Annotated in this window: 14 protein-coding genes; 2 read left to right on the forward strand and 12 right to left on the reverse strand. The window is 41.9% G+C overall.

Annotation, left to right across the window (positions count from 1 at the left end; genetic code table 11):
- Positions 1-181: hypothetical protein (locus DK188_RS21745; protein WP_232825777.1), on the forward strand; the 181-nt coding region annotated here is incomplete at its 5' end.
- Between the two features lie 143 nt (positions 182-324).
- On the opposite strand, the gene DK188_RS19330 is transcribed toward DK188_RS21745, so the two are convergent.
- Together DK188_RS19330 and DK188_RS19335 are read right to left on the reverse strand one after the other, a co-directional pair.
- The gene (locus DK188_RS19330) at positions 325-975 is read right to left on the reverse strand and encodes a DUF6266 family protein (RefSeq protein ID WP_111672501.1); all 651 of its coding nucleotides are present in this window, start codon (positions 973-975) and stop codon (positions 325-327) included.
- 188 nt (positions 976-1,163) lie between these two features.
- Complete coding sequence (locus DK188_RS19335) at positions 1,164-1,388, reverse strand: hypothetical protein (RefSeq protein ID WP_111672502.1); 225 nt, start codon at positions 1,386-1,388, stop codon at positions 1,164-1,166.
- Positions 1,389-1,851: 463 nt separating this feature from the next.
- Here DK188_RS19335 and DK188_RS19340 point away from each other — a divergent pair, with 463 nt between their 5' ends.
- A complete protein-coding gene (locus DK188_RS19340) occupies positions 1,852-2,253 on the forward strand; it encodes a helix-turn-helix domain-containing protein (protein ID WP_111672503.1) in 402 nt (133 codons plus the stop codon).
- Positions 2,254-2,541: 288 nt separating this feature from the next.
- Here DK188_RS19340 and DK188_RS19345 read toward each other — a convergent pair whose 3' ends face one another.
- The 10 genes from DK188_RS19345 to DK188_RS19400 all read right to left on the reverse strand — a co-directional run bounded on the left by DK188_RS19345 (position 2,542) and on the right by DK188_RS19400 (position 21,609).
- Positions 2,542-3,045 (reverse strand): helix-turn-helix domain-containing protein, encoded by a 504-nt coding sequence (locus DK188_RS19345; protein ID WP_111672504.1) that lies wholly within the window; start codon positions 3,043-3,045, stop codon positions 2,542-2,544.
- 674 nt (positions 3,046-3,719) lie between these two features.
- Entirely contained in the window at positions 3,720-6,764 is a 3,045-nt protein-coding gene (locus DK188_RS19355) for a type I restriction endonuclease subunit R (protein WP_111672506.1), read from the reverse strand.
- A 2-nt stretch (positions 6,765-6,766) separates the two neighbouring features.
- The gene (locus tag DK188_RS19360) at positions 6,767-8,734 is read right to left on the reverse strand and encodes a DUF262 domain-containing protein (protein ID WP_111672507.1); all 1,968 of its coding nucleotides are present in this window, start codon (positions 8,732-8,734) and stop codon (positions 6,767-6,769) included.
- Positions 8,722-10,155 (reverse strand): DUF262 domain-containing protein, encoded by a 1,434-nt coding sequence (locus tag DK188_RS19365; RefSeq protein WP_111672508.1) that lies wholly within the window; start codon positions 10,153-10,155, stop codon positions 8,722-8,724. The genes DK188_RS19360 and DK188_RS19365 overlap by 13 nt, the downstream gene beginning before the upstream one ends.
- A complete protein-coding gene (locus tag DK188_RS19370) occupies positions 10,152-11,558 on the reverse strand; it encodes a restriction endonuclease subunit S (protein ID WP_111672509.1) in 1,407 nt (468 codons plus the stop codon). The genes DK188_RS19365 and DK188_RS19370 overlap by 4 nt, the downstream gene beginning before the upstream one ends.
- Positions 11,558-13,366 (reverse strand): type I restriction-modification system subunit M, encoded by a 1,809-nt coding sequence (locus DK188_RS19375; protein ID WP_111672510.1) that lies wholly within the window; start codon positions 13,364-13,366, stop codon positions 11,558-11,560. Before DK188_RS19375 ends, DK188_RS19370 begins: the two co-directional genes overlap by 1 nt.
- A 1,012-nt stretch (positions 13,367-14,378) precedes the next feature.
- Positions 14,379-15,767, reverse strand: a complete 1,389-nt coding sequence (locus DK188_RS19385; protein ID WP_111672512.1) for an efflux transporter outer membrane subunit — start codon at positions 15,765-15,767, stop codon at positions 14,379-14,381.
- A gap of 1 nt (position 15,768) precedes the next feature.
- Positions 15,769-18,933, reverse strand: a complete 3,165-nt coding sequence (locus DK188_RS19390) for an efflux RND transporter permease subunit (protein WP_111672513.1) — start codon at positions 18,931-18,933, stop codon at positions 15,769-15,771.
- A gap of 36 nt (positions 18,934-18,969) precedes the next feature.
- Complete coding sequence (locus DK188_RS19395; RefSeq protein WP_111672514.1) at positions 18,970-20,109, reverse strand: efflux RND transporter periplasmic adaptor subunit; 1,140 nt, start codon at positions 20,107-20,109, stop codon at positions 18,970-18,972.
- Positions 20,110-20,742: 633 nt separating this feature from the next.
- Positions 20,743-21,609: a cation diffusion facilitator family transporter gene (locus DK188_RS19400; protein WP_111672515.1), complete on the reverse strand. Its 867-nt coding sequence runs from the start codon at positions 21,607-21,609 to the stop codon at positions 20,743-20,745.
- Between the last annotated feature and the right edge of the window lie 69 nt (positions 21,610-21,678).

Here is a 21,678-nt window from a genome sequence, read left to right on the forward strand (position 1 = left end):
TCAGGATGTTAATTTCAAAAGAAAAGTTCATTCCAGCGCAATGGAAATGTGGTATCGGATTACAAATCCTAGGGTAGGACCTCGAAATTACAAATTTCGAGGAGCAGATGCCGATTGCTATCATGGATTGAGGAACCGGCAATCCATCAATAGCCCAGCCTTTCAAGGCTGGGTTAAATAAATAGCACGGATCACCAGCGCTGGAGCAGGATGTTGAATTGAAAAGAAAAGTTCATTCCAGCGCAATGGAAATATGGTGTCTGATTACAAAATCCTAGGGCAGGGCCTCGAAATTACAAATTTCGAAGAGCTGGATACCATTCTTCAAACCCTTCCCAAATACACCGAATCCGAGAGGATGTATTTCTTTTTCCTAAGATTGAGCTGGCTAAAGGCAAGATAGACATGCCAAGAAAGGGTGGAGTGCTGAGTGTCTAATTCGATCGCTCCCATACCGGTTTTCCGACGGAATTTTACCGAGGGCCAGATGTACTTTTTTTCCTCCGGGCAATAGAGGACAATAAAAGTTTCATCAGTAGCCTGGGCCTTTCCCTCTGTCGAGTTGTCAATCCAGGAAAACTCCAGAGAATTCCCATTTCTGGTAAGCTTTGCATTTTCCGGGCCGAGCAGATTACCCTTGCTGACGCGGAGATAAGAAGGATCGATTTTTTGCTCCCGGGTGTGGTTGTATCCCTTGGTATTGATATCGGCAAAGGCCCAATGAATCCCCTTTTTGCTATCGTTTACAAACTCTTGGTAGCCGAAGTTTAAGGCTTCCTTGATGGGTTTCAAAAATGCATTGATGGTTTTGAGTTTCTCCCGCTGAATAAGTTGAAGTGGACTCGGATTGTATTTGTTTTTAGGATTGGAGGCTGGCTTGCTGCGAACTACAGGTTTGCCATTGAGCTCATAGAAGACCAGATTCCCAACCGAACCCTTGGGTATGACTACGCTTGAATGGGATAAAGTTGCCATAGCTAGTGGATTAAAAGGTTAACTGATAGGGAGTTAAAATAAAAATAAGAACTAAAAAATCAAAGTAAATATGGATTTTTATCAGAGGATACCGCATAGTATAAGATTGGGTTAATATACCAATAGAAGGTAAAAAAATCCTATCCAAACCCTAAGGAAAGGGTAAATAAACCCTATAGAAACTACGCTTAAACTCCTTCATTTTTGGAGGTAGCAGTCAGGGTTATTTGCTCGGAAATCAGGTTCCAGAGCAGTTCAAAAAAGAACAGGCGCTCGGCAGGTTCCTCTCCCTCTTGATGCTCGCTTAGGTAGCACATCCAGCCTTTATGCATTTCCCAAAGGTATTTTTGGATGGTTTCGGGATCGTGTAATTCAAAAAGTTCTTTTCCTGGAATATTGGTCAACCGGTTCATAACTATTGGGATTTAGAGAAGAGAAAGAAATGCATTGGTTGCGTTTGATTGTTTCCGGAAAATTGGATGAATCCTGATTTCTATCCCATTCCTGAATCGAATGAAATAGAAAGTGAGGGGAATAATTTATCCTTCCTTTTAAGTGAATATCCCCGAAAATGCAGGTCAACTTCTATAGTAAAGCAATGTAGTTCAAAACGTGGCTACTCCCCCTTTTCCAAAGGGGGGTAGGGGGATTTTGTAAAGATTTTTATGTGTAAAATATTTCACGAGCGATAGTCCAAATACAAATTCTCCTAGGTCAAACTCTACTGCCGGTCATTCCTTAAACCCAAAACCTGTCATTTGCTGTCTCTGAAATTCAGTCAATTCCTAAAATCCCTTGTGGGTGTCCAAGAATTGGAATAATTTAGTTTGAAGGGTTTGGGAAGAAATCCTTATTTTTCTACATCAATTCCAGACTATGAACGAGAAAATCCACCACGGCAGAAATATCAAGCGATTCCGGGAGATGATGGGCATCAAGCAGGAGGCACTTGCCCACGAACTTGGGGCTGACTGGTCCCAAAAGAAAATCAGCCTGCTGGAGCAAAAGGAAGAAGTGGAGGAGGAGCTACTTCGTCAGGTGGGAGAGATTCTTCGGATTCCCGTAGAGGCTTTTCAAAATTTTGACGAAGAGCAGGCGATCACAGTTATCTCAAGTACTTTTAATGATAATTCTGCTGTTGTTAATAACAATCCCATTTTCCATCCCATCGACAAACTGATCCAACTCCACGAAGAAAAAATCGCGCTTTATGAGCGGATGCTGAAGGAAAAGGATGAGATGATGGAGCGTTTGGAGAGGTTGATTAAAGGGAAGTAGTTTTTGGGTTAATGATCGTAAGGTAGGGACTGGGAATTACAAATTGCGAGGAGCTGAGCACAAAGGGGATCAAGGAAATACGAGGTCTTTTCCATTTTTTAAATAGCCACTTCAGGTCTGAAGAATTCTGCAACTTTATCATCCCTCTGGGATGAGGAAGATACCTGAATGATGGGGAATAGATTTTTGCGAATTACAAATTCGTTTAGATAGTAAGGTGGAGTTACAAACTCCACCTAGCAACCCGAATGATTCTACTGCCAGTTGGGGTTGCAAACTCAGCATAGGCTAGGATTCTACTCCCAGTCGGGGCACAACATCAATATGGTGTCCTAAAACAAATGCCAACCTTGAAAGAATATCAAGTCCAACAGAATATTTGCCTTGCTCAATTCTACTGAGATTTGCAGCGTCAATGTTTGCTAACTTTGCTAAATCTTTTGCTTCTATTCCTTTTTCTTCCCGAATTTGTCGAATTCTTTTACCAATTCGAGTTCTTTCTCCTTGTCTGTCTCCGGAACTCATTCCAATAAATGACACACCATTTAGCGATAAATCACGCCAAATATTGTTAGACATTACTTCCTTGTCATCAGAGAAATTTTTGTCAAAAAAATACTCAACTAAGCGTAGTTGATGATTACGGGTTTCATCGTTCGTGTAAATCCCAATTTGAGCCATTATGGTAAAAATCTCTCCATCTGGTGCAATTACCTCGATCATTCTGCCGTCAGTAATTGTTGCTTTTGACCTAAATTCTGTCGCCGATTTTTTTTTAAGTTCGCTGTTCATTTTGTTGAATGCCGTATTTAGGGTGTTGCCGCCACTTTTATAAGTTATAAAGCAAACGTAAAAATATATTTCCTAATTGGCAAATATGCCAATTAGGAAATTTCATAATTTTTATGCTTCCCTTATTTTCGATCGTCATTAATCAATGAGCTTGATATGGGGATGCGTCTTTTGCTGACCGCCATTGGTTTGGCGCTTGCCGAAGTTGAGGGTTGAAAAGGAATTTTGAATTCAAGGGATAAAAAAGCGGAGTTCCAACCTAAGCTTAAAGAATTATTCTACTCCCAGTCGAGTAATTACAAGTTGCGATGAGCTAAGCACAAAGGGGATCTAGGAAGTACGAGGTCTCTTCCATTTTTTAAATTGTCACTTCAGGTCTGTAGAATTCTGCAACTCTATCATCCCTCTGGGATGAAGAAGATACCTTAATGATGGGGAATAGGTTTTTTCGAATTACAAATTCGTTTGGATAGTAAGGTGGAGTTACAAACTCCACCTAGTAAACCGAATGATTCTACTCCCAGTTGGGGAATTAAAGCCAATGCTGAATGAACTTTTGCCAAAACCATTAGGAGCAACTAGAAGATTGGGCTTGTTGGGTAATAAATCCAAAATGAAAGATTTGTTGCCAATGCCTTTTACATTTGTTATTTCAATCGTTTTGATTTTCATTTCTACTTCTGTGCGTTAATTCCTCTATTTATCAATTCTTTTACAACCCCAAACATCATTGCGGAAAAGTCCTCTTTGAATTCTTTATTGTCTGAATAGAGTTTATAAAGGTCAAAATTGGTGGTTATGTGTTTGAGCAATTCTTCTCCTACAACTTTGTCGCTGGTGATTCTTGCGTTTTGGTCGTCTGAATGTTGAATCGAGCTTATTAGTTCTTTGTTTTTAGCTACGTCATTGGCAATATTTTCAGCCATTTGACGCACTTTGTCGGCATCTTCAAATTGAGTTCCGTAACGGTCATTGAAGGTTTGCAGAATGTTTGAAAGCCTGTCAATTTCAGGTTCTGAACTTCCGCCTCTCATATCGGTTGGAATTGGCTTTAAATCTTCGCCTTGTTCCATTACAATATTCGTAGTGGCTTCCAACTGCAAACGGTAGCTGTCCATATCAATGTTGTCTAAAATCCCTTGTGCCAAATCAATAGGCGTATCGCCTCCTAACTTGTTTTGCAAGTGGTTTAGGAAAATGTACAGCCGTTCTAAATATGGATTTTCAAACGGCAGTATTTGAGAAAGGAAAATATAAAGACGGACATAAGTTTTTACTTTGGCTCTAAAGTCCGCTTGTTGTTCTTCGGCAAGGTCGTTTCTGAAAATTTCAGAAGATGTGTCTAACATTGCGTGTAATTGGTCAACTGGTACGTTTGCCAAAATCTTTTCCGAAAATTCAAAAACCTGTTCTTTGGTATAAACCTGAAAATTGTCCAAAGCATCTTGCAAGTCAAACAATTTGTTCGGGTCGGTTGCTTCGCCTAAAATGGTACTTTCAAAATAAGGTTTAAACGCTTTTTCAATGTCTTCAGCTGTGTTGGCAAAATCTAAAACAAAGGTATCTTTCTTTAATGGATGACTTCTATTAAGTCTTGAAAGGGTTTGCACGGCATTTACTCCGCCCAACTTTTTATCTACATACATTGTATGCAAAAGCGGTTGGTCAAAACCTGTTTGATATTTATTGGCTACCAATAAAAAGCGGTATTCATTTTTCTCAAACTCACTTGGAATATTAGCACTCGAAAATCCGTTTAAACTAGCTTCTGTTTGTCCGTCAATTTCTCCTGAAAATGCTACTACCGATAAAAATGGGCTATTGATTTTCAGCAAATAATCGTCAAATGCTTTTTTGTATTTAACGGCATTGGCTCTCGAACTTGTTACCAACATTGCTTTTGCAAAGCCTCCCATTCGCTTTTTACGGATTACATTTTCCATAAAATGCTCAATGATCAAAATCGCTTTCTTTTTAATAGCGTGTTCGTGGCTTTCTACATAATGTTTGAGTTTCTTTTGTGCTTTCAGTTTGTCGTATTCAGGGTCGTCCTCAATCTTTTTCAGTAAGGCATAGTAACTCTGATAAGTGGTGTAATTCTGCAACACGTCCAAAATAAAACCTTCTTCAATGGCCTGTTTCATTGAGTACAAATGAAATGCTCTGAATTTAGTTTTGTCGCCATCTTGAAACGGCACTCCAAAAAGTTCTAAGGTTTTGTTTTTGGGTGTAGCTGTAAATGCAAAGTAGCTGGCATTTGCAAGCAACTTTCTTGACTTTACCAAAACTCGGATTAAATCTTCGCCTGTGATAGTTTCTTCGGCATCTTCTACCTCTATCATACTTAAAATGTCTTCCAAATCTTCTTCCAGTTCGGCTTGTGTGGCTTGGTCAAGGTTGAGTTTTGAAAGTGTTTCGTTCAGTTTTCTTGCCATTTGTCCACTCAAACTGCTGTGGGCTTCATCTATGATGATGGCAAAATTATTCCCTGGCAAATCGCCAATATCTTCAACAATGTGTGGGAATTTCTGAATGGTGGTAATGATGATTTTTTTGCCTTCTTCGAGAGCTTGTTTCAATTGTTTACTGCCTTCGGTAATGGCTTCAACTACACCTTTTACTTGCTGATACTGTTTGATGTTCTCCCTGATTTGAGCATCTAACACCCTGCGGTCTGTTACTACAATTACCGTATCAAAAATGTTGTTTTGTCCTGATTTGTCGTGTAAACCAACCAACTGGTGAGCCAACCAAGAAATGGAGTTGGACTTGCCCGAACCTGCGGAATGTTGAATCAAATATTTTTGTCCTGAACCTTTTTCTTGTGCATCTGCCAATAAATTGCGAACAGCAACCAATTGGTGATAACGTGGGAAAATCAGTTTCTTTTCCTTTCGGGTTCTGACTTTGCCCTTTTCATCTAAGTACTCTTTTTCTTCGGTAATGAGTTGACAAAAATTTTGAATAATGTCTGTCAGACTACTTTTGGTCAAAATCTCTTTCCATAAATAGTCGGTTTTTATACCTCCATTTGGTGGATTACCTGCTCCATTGTTATAGCCTTTATTGAAAGGTAAAAAGTATGATTTCTCTTTTTTGAGTTGTGTACACATCCAAACTTCTTCTGTGTCCACTGCAAAATTCACCATTAACCTGCCTAAGCGAAACAGTTCTTCATTTGGGTCTCGGTCTGTTTTGTATTGTTTGATAGCGTGTTCTACATTTTGCTTGGTCAGTTCGTTTTTCAACTCAAAGGAAATAATCGGAATGCCATTAATAAAAACGACCAAGTCCAATGACTTTTTATTCAGTGGGGAAAAATAAACCTGACGCATCACTGAAAAGCGATTGGCTTGATACAAAGAATTGGCAGAAGCATTGTAATTAGAAACTGGCTTGTCGTAAAACAATTGCAGTTTGGTATCGGTAAAACCGTCTGTGATTCCTTTTCGCAGTACTTCAATTACACCTTTTGCTTGTATTTGGTCATTGATGCGTTTGATGATTTTTTGCTCGTACAGGTCTTTGTGGTAGGTTTTGAGTTTGGCAACTGATTTAGGTTGCGTAGCTTCTAAAAATTCAAACAATAAGACACTATCCAAACAAGCCACATTGTCGTAGGCGTGGTTTTCACGAAGTAAATAGCCGTTTGTATCAACCAAAAGATGGGCAATATGACTTTCTAATCCTTTCTCTGCTGTGTCTGTTTGTTTTGTCATTTCTATAATAATTTGTGTTCTTGAAAGTATGTGTTCAAAAGCTCCATCATTTCTTCAAAGTGCTTCTTTGCTATTTGATCATTCCAATCAGGGTGCACATAAATCAAATCGGATTTTAGGCTATCAATACTTCCTTTACTTTTTTTATCTAAGAACATACTCTTTTTAACTCCGAAAGCTTTATCACTGTATTCTGAATTGATACTTCTTGTTACTAATACCAAGTTACCCATAGTATCAAGCATTCCAGTACATACTTTATCTTGTGAAGATCTGGGATTTTGTGGTCCAATATGTTCAATTGAATTTCTTGCAGTCATCTTATAGTCCTTCCAAGCCTCAGCTTTTCCGAGTTTATTTCTGTAATACCATAAAATAAATTCAATTTTGTAAAACCAATAATGTGGAAATGCCGTCCCATCTTCATTCGGATTATCTACACTGCCGAAAATGGTTTCAGGCGCCGGTTTATAATTTAAGTATTCCTTCATTGATTGGATTGTTCTCTCAGGCAAGGGTATTTCTTCCTTATTTGAACTAAGCAAAGTATTATCTAGGTGTCTCAACCACAAAAAAGCATCATTGAAACTTGGATTCTCGTTAATCATCCAAAATAGAAAAGGTGTGAGCCAATATTGTGTGGTGTTTTGTTGGGAATGGTATAAAATACTTTGAAGTAAGGCTAGACCGTGAAAATCTTCTTTTTTTAGTCTTCTTAAATAAAAAGTTCTCCCACGATGCTTTTCGTTTTGCCTATAGATATCCTTGATGATGTGTTCTTCTTTTTGTTCACCTATCGTTACCCATTTTATTACATAACGGTCAAAGGCGTATCTAACCTTGAAAAGTGTTTCAAAAAAATCGGTAACAGATTTATCTTCTATGAAATGAGACTTAAAGAAGTGTTCGTCAAAGATTTCCAACATCTCCTTTTCGTTGATTCTCTGAATATCTTTTTCCTCTTTTTTAAACAGAAAAATCCTTAACGTATGAAGTAATAGTTGTGGAAAGCTTAATATGCTTCGTACAGGTTCAAATTCATCTTCAGAAGATTGTTTGTGATGGTCAAGCTCCTTTCTGAATGTATCAGATATAGTTGAATATTTTTCAGGTTTTTGAATTACTTCACTCAGCGACAATTCCTTATTCGACTCACGATAGTCAAAAAGGTCTAAGACGTTTTGTATAGAAAATCCATTATGGTATATAGCTGCAATATTTTGAGCAGAACCAATTTCTAAGGCAATCACTCTTTCAATGTAATTATCCATTACACTGCACGCCTGCCAAAGCTTGGCATATTTTTGTCTTTTATTTACATTTTTTATAAAACTTAGTAAACGAGCTTTCAAAATTTCATGATGCTCTAATTGTGCACCTCTGTTGTTTAGTGCTTCAAAAAGTTTGTTCAAATCATTAGAGGGTGGCACTGTGGTTTTCACCATTTTAACCTTTTCAAAAATGAAGTTAGAAAATGCTTGTTTTTCCGCCTCATCCACAAGATGCTTATCCATAAGCTGAATAATCAGATTTCTTGCTTTTCCAACCTGCATTAGATCTGAAAAATCATTACTTGCTTTGTTTACCTTATTTGATATTTGGTCGATGCTTGTGAAAAATTCAGATACATTTTCTCTGATTGAGAATTGCAACCTCAATTTTTTACCATTGTACGTAAAAGGGAGCAGGTCTCTTCGCAATTCATTTGACAATAGCCACAGCGTAGTAAACCGTTGTTGACCATCTACCAAATCATACAAATTTGGCTTTAATGAGTTCTTTACTGTAATAATTCCTCCAATGTAATAAAGGTCTTTTTTGGCTATGTAGGCAGTATGTAAATCTTCAAAAAGCGTTTTGACTTGTTGTTCTGTCCATACGAATAAACGCTGGTAAATAGGGATATTAAATTCCCAACCTTCTTCAACTATAGAAGCAATATTGATTAACTGAGATTTTACCTTATCCATTCCTTTCTGCTTTTAAATTGATTCAGATAGTCACTTTTCTGCGTAGCCACACCATAAAAATCACACACCCTTTTAATGTATCGTTCAATCACGGAGTTTTTTAAATTACCTTTATCGTTCAAAAACTTTTTATTCCAGTAAACGTCATCAATCGGTTTTGCTCCTTTAATGAAGCCAAAAATCTCATTGGGCAAATAGGCATTAATGATTAAATCAATAAGGTTCAGTTCTGCATGTTTTAAACTGTTCTTGATTGCTTCGTGTCTTACATAGTATTTTTCTAACCGCATACTTCCTAAGTAGTAATCAAAATACTGAATGGCTTCAAACAGTTTTTCTTCTCCAAAATTATCATAAAAGGCTACCAAACACATTTGCATGTAATACCGCAAATACTCAGACATGTCGCTTGTATAAATGGCATTGTAGAAATTTACTGAATCTTGTAAAGCCTTTGTTTTCTTGACACTTTCATTAAAGAACAAATCAAAAATAGAGTGGTATTTTTCGGTAAAATCAAAAAAGTTTTGCCCTTTATAAATCGGCTGTCTGATGGCGAAAGGATATTCAATGATGGAAATTGGCTTTTCTCTGGAGATAAAGTTTAGCCCATCATCGTTGACTTCTATTTCCTGAAATCGCATATTGTTTCTGTTGGGAAACAGTCGGAAGTTTTCATCATTGCCAGATTTGTAAGTATTTTTTTGGAACTCTCTTAACACATTTTTTTCATTGGGATATGGAAATGTAGTTTGACCCCTCCATTTTCTCACTTTAAAAAGAATCTCATTAAACAAATGCTTTAAATCGAGTAAATGGTTGTCTTGCTTTTTAGCTTTGAATGTGATGGCTTCCCAATCTTTTGCTCGTTTGGCTTGCAATGGCTCAGGTAATGCTCTTAAATGATAAGCTTTTAAGTAGTCGTCAACCCCCAAACTTACCCCTCGGTTGTTTTGAGAGTCAAAAAAAGAAAAAGCGTGGTCTTGGTTGTCGCTTATAATTATGGAAAAATCCAGTTTACTAAAAATGTCTGCTTCGTTGAATTGTTGCAGTTGTTCTTTTTTACTGTTTAAAAAATTGAAATTATTAGCAATGTTGTAAGCGGAAATCATTTGATTATAAACCAAATCCTGACCGCTTAAAAACTCTTTTTTTATGGTATGATATATTAAAGCTAAGGTTGTTAATCGTTGTTGTCCATCAATAATTTCATAACCCTTTTTTTCTTTATCATAAAAAAGTAGTAAAGTACCCATATAGTAGGAATGGGTTGGTTCTTTTTGCAGATATTCTCCCCAATCAGCAAGTAACTCTTCAACCTTCTCCTTATCCCAGGTATAGGCACGCTGATAATTAGGCACAACCATATTGGGATACTTTTGATAAATATCATAGAAGCCACATGTGCTTACCTCCATCATAAATCCTCACTTTGTATTTCATATTCCTCCCCATCCTCAGCCACCATACTGATTTCTTCTTCTATCTGGTAATAGGGTTCTTCTTCCGATATCTCAGTCACTTCATATCCTCTCACATCAATTTTCCCTGTTACCGCTTCGGCTATCAAAGCAGTTTTGTATTCTTCGGTTAAAGCCAATTCCGTTTCTATTTTGAAAATGGTGGTGTTGATGATGGCGGTTTCTTTTTCGATGAAGGAAACGATTTGTTGTTGTTCATCCTTTTTGGGGTAAACGAAAATGATGTCTTTCGTTTTACTTTGATTAAGTATAGGCAAAGTTGTAAAATCAGCGAGTAAATCAATTTGATACTTCTGTGTCTTTAAAAAATAATATGCATAAAGTGGCTCGATTAAATTATTAAATATCAAGGCGTTTATTTGTTGATTGCAAGAAGATTCATCAAAGCAAATACCTATTTTACCAATTGTACCCCCAATTCCAATCATAAAAACTGTTTTTTCGGGGAAAAGAGAGATTTGAGAATCACTAATTGCTAATTCATTAATTTTTCTATTCGAGTCATTTAAAATCCCATCGTTTCCAAAATCCCCTGGTGTGAACCAGTCAACTGTCCCATTTTCAAAAAAATCAACTAATGAAGATTCAATTTTAGGTGTTTTGCCTGTTTTTACTTTAGCCACATACTTCAACTTCCTAACCGCCCAATGCTCCGGAATTTCACCCAACCACTCAATGCCACTATCTTTCATCTTAGCATTTGGGTCTAAGCCTTTGGTAACGGCTTGGTTGATGATTGCGGCTTTTTGCTCGTTGAGTAGTTTTATCAGTTGCTTTTTCTTTTGGATAAAGCGGTTGATTTTTGCCAGTTTGTAATCTAAAAAGCGGGCAATGAGGGTTTGTTCTTCTTTGGGGGGAATTAAAACTGTTTCTCTTCCAAACTCTTTAAATGCTAATGATTGTCTAACTCCACCGCCTAAATTGTAGAAGTATTTTATTTTGTCTAAAAAATGAAGTTGGTAATAAAAGTACTTAGAATGAATGTCAGCCTTTGGTGCAAGACCTATGTATGCACTCGTGATAATTCCTCTTTCTTCAACATATCCAACACGCAATGATTTTTTGTCATTTTGTAAATCGGTAAATCGCAAAACAATAAAACCTTCATCAATTATTTGATAACCTTCAAATGATGCTGGCACTAATCCAGTGGCGTTATCAATGTCTTTTCGTTTTAATTTTCCGTAACTAAGTGAAAGCAAATTTCTTTCAACAAGACCAATATTTTTGTTCTTATTGTCAGCAAACAACATACGTAATTCAGTTTCCTGCCAATGGCTAGGAATTTCATTTTGCCAAAGTGTTTTTGATGATATGTAGGAAGAATATCTTGAATTTGCCATTACGAAACAATTTCATTTAACAATCCATCTGTTTCTTTTTCCAATTGCATAATATCATTTTCAATATCGGAAAGGTCTCTCAATGGTTCGTGTTTGTAGAAATACTTTGTGAATGAAATTTCATAACCCACTTTCATCTTTGTCTTGTCATACCAAGCATCAGGGGCAAAAGGCAAAACTTCTCTTTTGAAATATTCTGCAATGCTTTCTTTCATTGGTACTTTCTCATAATCTTTCAATTCACTATCGGATTTTGGATTGCCTTTTGAATCCTTAATTATTTTTCCTTTTTCATCTCTTTCAGGTAGGTGTACGGTGATTTGATAAAACCCAAAATCTTCATTTTCAAAGATCATACTGTACTCGTTCTCTTCAAATGCAAAGTATAGTTCTTGGATTTTCAAAATATCTTGAGCTCCAAGTTCTACTCTTTTATCTCCAAGGGGCTTTCTCATATTTTTATAAAATCCTTCTGACGAAGCATTAATCAACTGCACTTTGCCTTTTCTGCGTTCTTCTTTCACATTGGTCAATAGCCAGATGTAGGTGGTGATTCCCGTATTGTAAAACATATCATTGGGCAACTGAATGATGCATTCCAACAAATCATTTTCTAGTATGTATTGGCGAATACCGCTTTCGCTACTGCCTGCATCTCCAGTAAACAAAGCCGAACCATTGTGTACGGAAGCAATACGGCTACCGCCATCCTTGGGGTCTTTCATTTTGGAAAGCATATGGAGCATAAACATCAACTGTCCGTCATTGCTTCGGGAAGTCAGGCACGTTTCTTCCAATTCGCCTTTGAAGTTTTTAATTTTCAGATTAAAACGTCTGTCTTTTATCTCCACTTTCTTGCCTGTGCCTACATTCAGGTTGTCAATGTCCTGCTTCCAAGTTGTTCCATAAGGCGGATTGGTGAGCATAAAGTTGAATTTCAACTCAGGGTCAAAACCGTATTCGCTCAAAGTAGAACCAAACTTAATTTTATCAGGGTCTTCATTTTTGAGCAACATATCCGATTTGCAGGTGGCGTACATTTCGCCTGTATTTTCTTGTCCGTACAAGTGGAAGGTAGCCGTTGATTTGATTTCTCCTTCGGGGTCGGTGGCAAAAAGTTTGGATTGCGTGAGCATAGCACCCGAACCCGCACAAGGGTCATATACCAAGAAAGTACCTTTTTGGATTTTGTCTTTTACAGGCAAATACACCAAATGGGTCATCAACTCAATGATTTCCCTAGGTGTAAAATGTCTCCCTGCGGCTGCATTGGTTTTTTCATTAAACCTGCGAATCAAGTCCTCAAACATATAGCCCATTGCCATTGGCGAAATTTTGTCGGGGCTTAGTTCTACTTTAGGGTTACAGAATTTTTCAATCAATGAAAAAGTAATGCCTGTTTCTTCAAAGGTCTTTAACTGATTTCGGAACTTGAACTTGGTTATGATGTCCTGCACATTTTCTGAAAAGCCGTTGAGATAATCCAGAAAGTTAGTATCAATGTTCTTGGGGTCAGCCAAGAGTTTTTTCATTGTAAAAGGCGAAGTATTGTAAAACGCCAAACCACTTCCGTGCAATTCGCTGGTTAATAGTCCAGAAACATTATCAATCTTGCTTTTAAACTCGTTGTGTGTTTTCAACACCTTGTCTTTGGTCGGTTCCAATGCCAAGTCCAAACGCCTTAAAACCGTCATTGGTAGGATTACATCCTGATACTGATTTTCAAGAAATTTATTGATCAATACATCATCCGCAACTGTCCAAATGAAGTTGATGATAGATTGTAGATTTTGTGTGTTTAAGTTCATTTATCTGTTGTCTGTTCATTAAATATTAGTTGACCAAATTAAGTTTTTTAACCCAATGATTGTCACAGGTGCGTTGGTAAAATTGACTCTTTTGGTTTTTTGATTAGGCTCGGCGTGTTGGCAAAAATCAAATGTGCATGAATGTGCAGTCGGCTTTCTAGAATTGGGCACAACTCATTTATTCATACACCTTATTGTTTACCCATCAGCCTGTTTTGACTGTATTTCTGCACCTTGCTGCCTGATTTTTCTTTTCTCAATAACGGCCTAAATCCTTCTTCTTACAATACCCAGTACTGGGTATTTTTGAGGTTTTTGGAAGAAATACCTGAGTTTTTAGAGATTGAGTTCTGGATGTTTGGTTCTATTTACTCTGGCATTGAGGTTATGAGCTCTGACGTTAGTGTTTTTTGCTCCGATGTTGGGAGTGGTTATTCGGAATTTCCGGACAGCTGAATACATAATCCTCCCGAAACAAGCTCGGGACAGGCTCCTAAGCCTCTTTAAGAAAGGGGGAGTTTGCCCAAGGCGATTGGTAGCCTCCAAGTTGAATTGAAGGCTTGCGCTAATCGGGTTGAATCGTGTTTTTTTAGAGGAATATGGGTTTGGAAAGCAATCCCCCTAACCCCCTTTAGAAAAGGGGGAGTTTGCCCAAGGCGATTGGTAGCCTTCAAGTTAAATTTGAGCGTTTGAGATTCCAGCTCTCTTTTTTCAATAAATCATCTTTAAAGCAAAAAGAGCCGAAGGGGAGATCCTTCGGCTTTATTTGTTATGTTCTATTAGGCTTCGACTTCGCTCAGCCTGACAGTGCTCAGCCTGACACTGTGCTCAGCCTGACAAAAGGCTTTGACTTCAATGATAGGCTTCGTATACGCTACTCCCGTAGCTCCAGTGCTCAGCCTGACAAATCTCCTATCATCCTACATCCCTCATCCCACATCGGACATTCGGCTTCGACTTCGCTCAGCCTGACACTGTGCTCAGCCTGACATAATCCTCAACTTGACAGTGCTTACCATCCACCGCCGAGGGCCTTGTACAGGCGCACGGAGGCGATTAGCTGGTTTTCCAGGGCCAGGGACTTTTCAAATTCGGAGTAATACAGGTTCCGCTCGGCATCCAGCACCTGAAGGAATGAGGTGTATCCGTTGTCATAGAGTGCTTTGGAGAGCAGTAGGGACTTTTCCGTGGCTTTAACCTGTACGGTTCTCGCCTCGTATTCATTGCTGAAGGTTCGGATCTCCGCCAGGGAGTTTTCCACCTCGGCAAAAGCTTCGAGTATTGTCTGCTCATACTGATAGGCAAACTGTTTAGCGCGAGCCCGCTCCACTTCGACCCGCCGCTTATTCTGTCCAAACTGGAATACCGGTGCGACCAGTTGTCCGGTGACCGAACCCAAGACGGCGTTGGGAGAGAAGAGCTTGGAAATATCCGGGCTGGCCACACCCAAAAATCCGGTCAGGCTTAGGCTCGGAAAGCGCAAGGCTACTGCCACGCCGATTCGCTCGGTCTGGGCAATCAGCTGCTGCTCCGCACCGACGATATCGGGTCTTCGCACTAGGAGTTCGGAAGGAAGTCCGCTTGGAATCTCCAGCGGTACCTGCTGCTGATCATTCTGCAATCCCCTGATGATAGGGGAGTAGGGCTTGCCGGAGAGGATGTTGATCGCATTTTCCACGGCGATGATCCCACGCTCCAGACTGAAAAGTTGGGCTTTGGAATCGGCAGCGATCTGCTCAGCCTGCAGCTTGTCCAGTTCGGAGACTTCCCCCATTTCGAATCGCAGATTGATGATCCGCAGGTATTCTTCCCGGGTTTCGTAAGTGCGTTGGGTGATCTGGTAGCGCTCGTCCAGTCCTCTCAGGTTGAAGTAGAGTTCGGCGATCTGCGCGACCAAGCTGATGTAGATGGATTTGCGGTTTTCCTCTGTCGCTAAGAGTTCTGCATAAGCGGCTCTATTGGCATGGCGAAGTTTTCCCCAGATGTCGATCTCCCAGGAGATATTTCCCAAGACGGAATAGGCATTGGCATTGAAGGCTACGCCAGCCTGCTCGGCTTCGGATTTGAATCGTGAGGACTTACCTGCTGCTGCCACACCGAAGGTTGGACCTAGGTTGGCTTTATTGTAGCCCAAGACGGCCTGTGCTTCTTCCACCCGGGCGATGGCCGTGAGGAGGTTCAGGTTGGAGTCAAGGGCATAGCGGATCAGGGACTGCAGTTCCGGATCTTGGTAGACATCCCACCACTTCAGATTGGTGATGGAATCGGGGGAGGTCATCGCAAAGGTGTAGCCTACGGGAGTTTTGGACTCCACCGCTTCAGGACGTGCATACTTGGGTCCTACAGCACAGCCGCTTAGAACCAACAGAAAAACGAATGGCAGGATCAGATTCTTTTCCATATCAATGTGTCGGTTCGGTAGGTGAAACAGCAGAAGAAGCAGGAGGCGTGTGTTTTTTGTTTTTTCCTCCGATGCTTTCGATCAGGACATAAAGTCCGGGAACCACAATCACCCCGATGATGGTTGCGATCAGGGTTCCGCTGAAGACAGCCATTCCCATAACCTTTCGGGCTTCGGCACCTGCACCGGAAGCGGTCAGTAGGGGCACTACGCCAAGCATAAAGGCGAAGGAAGTCATCAGGATCGGTCGAAGGCGAAGTTTGGCCGATTCCATGGCGGCCTCGTAGAGGCTTTTGCCTTGCTCCTCATGCAGCATCTTGGCAAATTCCACGATGAGGATCGCGTTTTTGGCCGTCAGGCCGATGAGCATCACGAGTCCGATCTGCGCAAAGACATTGTTTACATAGCTGGGGCTCCAAAGTCCTCCGAGCCATAGTCCCAGAAATGCACCGAATATCGCGGCTGGCACTCCCAGTAGCACGCTGAAAGGCAGGGTCCAACTTTCATATTGCGCAGCTAGGATCAGGAATACAAAGACCAAAGCCATCAGGAACATGGTGCTTCCGGTACCTTCGGCGGCTTTTTCCTGGTAGGACATGTTGCTCCAAGCATAGCCGATTTCTTTTGGCATAGTTGCGGCCACCTCTTCGAGGGCTTTAAGTGCTTGCGCTGAGCTGTAGCCTTCTTTTGGCGTACCGGAGATTTCCGCGGAGCGGTACATATTGAATCGGTTGGTGTAGGAAGGTCCCACGATATCCTCTACTGAGGTGATCGTATTCAGCGGGATGATTTCCCCGGATTTACTTCGGACATTAAACTTGGCGAGGTCATCCGGTCCGAGTCGGTTTTTGCCTTCCGCCTGGATAAACACCTTGTACTGCCGTCCGAATCGGTTGAAGTCGTTGACATAGGCACTACCGAGATAGGTGGAGATCGTGCTGGTCACCTCACTGAGGTCAATGCCGAGTTTTTCCACTTTGTCGTAGTCGATCAGGATTTTCTTCTGGGGTACATTGGAGCGGAAAAGCGTGAAGACATTGCCGATTTCAGGGCGTTTTCTGGCCTCTGCCATAAAGATCTTGGCCTGCTGATCGAGGTATTCCGGGGTATTGCCGGAGCGATCCTGCAGCTGCATGGTAAAACCTGCCGAGGTGCCGAGACCTTCGATCGGAGGGGGACCAAAAGCCATGGCTGTGGCTTCGGTGACTATGCTGCGAAAGGCAATGTTGGTTTCGAGAATAAGCTGTTTGGCAGTTTTGCTCCGCTCATCCCAAGGTTTCAGGGAAACGAAGACAAAGGCATTGTTGGGAGAAAAGGACTGATTGAGTAAGCTGAAACCCAAAACCAGGGTAGAAAACTCGATTTCCTCATGTCGGCTGAGTACGGCTTCCACTTTTTTGGCAACTTCATCCGATCGCTCGAGTGAGGAAGCATCGGGAAGTTGGATATTGACCATAAAATAGCCCTCGTCCTCTTCGGGTACGAAACCTGCGGGTATGCCGCCATTCAGAATAAAAATCCCGCCTACGACCACGCCGATGATGATCAGGGAGCGGATGGATTTTTTGGCTACTGCTCCGGCGATGCCGGTGTAGCCGAGAGTGAATTTGTCAAAGCCCCGGTTGAAAGCATTGAAAAAGCGCTGAAGCAGGCCATTGGATTCTTTTTTGGGTTTCAAAATGATCGCTGACAAGGCCGGGCTCAGGGTCAAGGCATTGAATGCCGAGAACAATACCGAAATTGCAATCGTGATCGCAAACTGCTGATATAGTCTGCCCGTGATCCCTCCTGCAAAAGCCACGGGCACGAATACCGCTGCCAGAATCAAGGCAATCGCGACTACCGGGCCGCCCACTTCTTTCATGGCTTTCTGTGTGGCTTCCTTCGGCTTCATGCCATGCTCGATGTTGTGCATGACCGCTTCCACCACCACGATCGCATCATCCACGACCAGACCTATGGCGAGGACTAGCCCCAGGAGAGAGAGTACATTCACTGAGAATCCCAACATCGGGAAAATGATAAAGGTACCGATCAAGGATACCGGAACAGTCAACAGTGGGATCAGGGTCGCTCTCCAGTCCTGAAGGAAGAGGAACACGACGATGATCACCAGCGCCACTGCTTCAAATAGGGTATGGATGATCTCCTCAATACCGACAGATACAGCTCGGGTGGTGTTTAGCGCGATGTCATAGCGCAGGTCATCCGGAAAGTATTTCTGCAGATCGGCCACCGTAGTTTCGATGGATTCGGCGACTTCCAGTGCATTGGATCCGGGCATCTGGTACACCACGATGGTGGACGCTGCCTTGGTATTCAATCGGCTGGAGGCATTGTAGTTGTCGAGGCCAAGCTCGATTCGGGCGATGTCTTTCAGTCGGACGATGGATCCTCTTTCGTCTGATTTGACGATGATATTGCCAAATTCCTCCTCAGAAACCAGACGCTCCTGCAGCGTGACGGTGTAGGTGTATTCCACGCCGGGAGGGGATGGAGGCGCACCGAATTTACCACCCGGGGAGATGGCATTCTGTTTTCTCACCGCGTTGGTCACTTCATTGACCGTCATGCCCAGCTTGGTCAACAGATCCGGATCCAGCCAGATTCGCATGGAATAATCGGCCCCACCGAATAGAATCACATCACCGACACCTTTGACCCGCTTGAGCTGATCGACGATGTTGATGTTGGCGTAGTTGTTCAGAAAGGAAGCGTCGTAGGTTTGATTCGGTGACGAAAGAGACACCAGCATCAGCGGGAATACCAAGGACTTTTTGGTGGTGACGCCGAAGTTTTTCACCTCAGTAGGCATCTTGGCACTGGCCTGGGAGACCCGGTTTTGGGTCAACATATTGGCATTGTCCAGATCAGTTCCTACTTCGAAAGATACCTGTAGCGTCAGCGAACCGTCGGCTGAGTTGATGGATCGCATGTAGAGCATTTCCTCCACCCCGTTGACTTGCTGTTCGATTGGTGTGGCGACGGCCTGTTCCACGTTGACCGCATTGGCTCCGGTGAAGTTGGTGGTCACCTGCACCATCGGTGGGGTGATGTCTGGGTATTTCGAAATCGGGATTCCGCGCAGGGTAATCAAACCCATAATGATCATCAAAATGGAGATCACCATGGCGACTATTGGCCTTCTTATAAAAAACTCACTCATATCGCAGGGGAGAAATTTTTGAGGAAATGATTTTGGTTAATTGCCTTTGGGAGTCCAAGCTTGCTCGACCACCTCGACTTTGACATTGGCGGTGAGTCCCGCATTGCCTACGATTGCTACCCGATCACCCGGATTCAATCCGCTTTTGATAATCCAGGCATCTCCTATCTTTTGACCTGCTACCACGGTAGTGGCTTTGAGCGTGCTGGAGTCTGTGAGTGTGAAGACCTGATTCAGGTTTTGTAGCTGGAAGACTGCGCGTTGAGGAACCATAATCGCCGCTTTTTCGGTATTCAAAAGCACTCTTGTTTTCACAAAAAGTCCCGGTCTCAATAGTCCTGTTGGATTGGGAAATGAGGCTTCGATGGTCAGGGTTCCAGTCTTGGGATCAATTTCCCGATTGGCAAAGTCAAGCTCGCCTACTTCAGAATAGATGGAGCCGTCTGCCAAAATCAATTCTACGTTTTTGCGGGCATTGGCCAGTTGTTCTGGACTCAGTTGGGCGATTCTCAGGTATTCCTTTTCACTGATCTCAAAGCGTACTCTGACTCCATCCAAACTTGAAATCGTGGATAAAACAGAGGTGCTGCCCATTCGGCTGACATAGTCGCCTTCTCTTACATTAGAGATGCCGATGACTCCGTCAAAAGGAGCTGTCACCCGGGTGTAACTCAGTTCGATTTTGGCATTTTCCAGCGTAGAGCGGACTGCATCCACATTTGCCTTGGCAGCTTCGTATTGGGCTACCGCATTTTCCAGATCCCGCTGGCTCAGGGCATTGAGTTCGGTCAAAGGACGGACCCGGTTGAGTTCGCTTTGTGCCCGTACCAATTCGGTCTGGGCACGGGTCACTTCACTGGCCTGTCGATCCAGTTTGTTTTTGTATTCGATATCATCGATGGTGTAGAGCAAGTCGCCTTTTTTCACCACTGATCCTTCTTTGAAATTCACTGAAGTAACCCAGCCTTCCACACGTGCACGGATATCTACATCCGATTTGCCATAGACTTGGGCGACAAATTCCTCATAGAGGGGAACATCACTTTGGACAGCCTTCACCACGTTTACTTGAATCGGGGGTAATTGGGTCACAGCTTCTTCTTTACAGGAAGTGTGGAGAAAGCAAAGGGTGATAAAACCTAGGCATAGGTTTCTCGCAGCAAAGGGTGATTTCATGAGACGTTTGATTTGGCTGATAAAAAAGTAAGATTACTATTTAAGTTTGCTTTTTCCTATTATCATAAAATTAAATTTGGTTTTTCAGGTAAGTATAAATGGTTTTTATAGACAGAATGATTAAACCGTAAAAACTTACTATGTCTATTCCTCTGGAAAAAATGCTGAAATAATCAGTTTAGGTAGTAGCGGACTGGTGTGTTAGAGAAGTTTTGCTGGGAAAAAGTTGGGGATCCGCAAAGCATAAAAGGGAAACATGAATATCCGAAATCACAGCAGTCGAAGAATTTAATCAATGAATTTGCCAGGAAGATTAATTTTATTTTGACCAAGATCCGAAGGATTGAAACAATTCAAACCTGTCCGCCGAGGCGGAACCCCCGGTAAAACCGGGAGTAAAATAAAAAAATAGTAAAGAGGAGCCCTGGAAGGGTGGGACTTTAGTGTTTCACCCTTTCAGGGCTCTTGGCCATTCAATTCCTTATTTTCCCTGCACTCCGTACAGGGTCATGAATGGTTTGGCTCCTTCAGAGCCGCTTCCGAGATAGACTGGAATTTGGTTCCTTGAGGATAATCAGAGAGGGGAAAAATTGAAAGGGAAAAAGTTAAAACCCTTTCAGGAATTTGGGTTGATCAGGACGGTTCGATGTGAATGAGCACATTGCCCAACTCTGGGATTTTATTGATCAGGGCGTCCTTCAATTGGTGTGAAATATGGTGGCCTTCGGTGACGGTCAAGTCACCCCTTACATGAGCATGCAGATCTACATGGTATTTCATGCCGGCCTTTCGGATATAGCATTTTTCAGTTCCTTCCACACCTGGGACTTGAAGTGAAATTACCCGGATCTCCTCTGTCAATTCCTCAAAGTTGTTTTCATCCATCACTTCCCCGAGTGCCGGTCTGAATATGCCGTAGCAGTTGTAGAGAATAAATGCACAGGCGATCATGGCCGCATAGTCATCGGCAACCTCAAATCCCTCCCCTCCAAAAAGAGCGATAGAAATCCCCACGAATGCTGCCACCGAAGTGATGGCATCAGAGCGGTGATGCCATGCCTCCGCTTTGAGTGAAGAGCTTTTGAGCTTTTTGCTTCGGTTCATGACCACTTGGTAGGAGACTTCCTTCCAGATAATGATCCCTCCTAAGACCATCAGCGTCCAGGATTCTGGTAATTCATGGGGAGTCTGGATATTGACTACAGCCTGCCAAGCAATGGTAAATGCCGATATGATCAGAAAAGTGACCACCAAGAATGTAATCAGCGGTTCGGCTTTGCCATGTCCATAGGGGTGATTGTCATCAGCAGGTCGGGCGGCATATTTCAGCCCTAGGAGAACCAAAACGGAAGAGAAAATATCCACTGTGGACTCGATCCCGTCGGCGATCAGTGCATACGAATTGCCAAAAATCCCAGCCAAGAACTTAATCGCTGCCAAGGCGACATTGCCCAACATGCTGAAAATGACCGTCCGGATGGCAAGATTAGGTTTTGGCATGGTTCAAAAGTAGAAAATCTAAGGTCTAAAAGATGATGCGAAAATTGAAGCACCTTAATTTTCAATTTG

It is taken from the genome of Algoriphagus litoralis (genome assembly GCF_003259255.1).
Taxonomy (GTDB): Bacteria; Bacteroidota; Bacteroidia; order Cytophagales; family Cyclobacteriaceae; genus Algoriphagus; species Algoriphagus litoralis.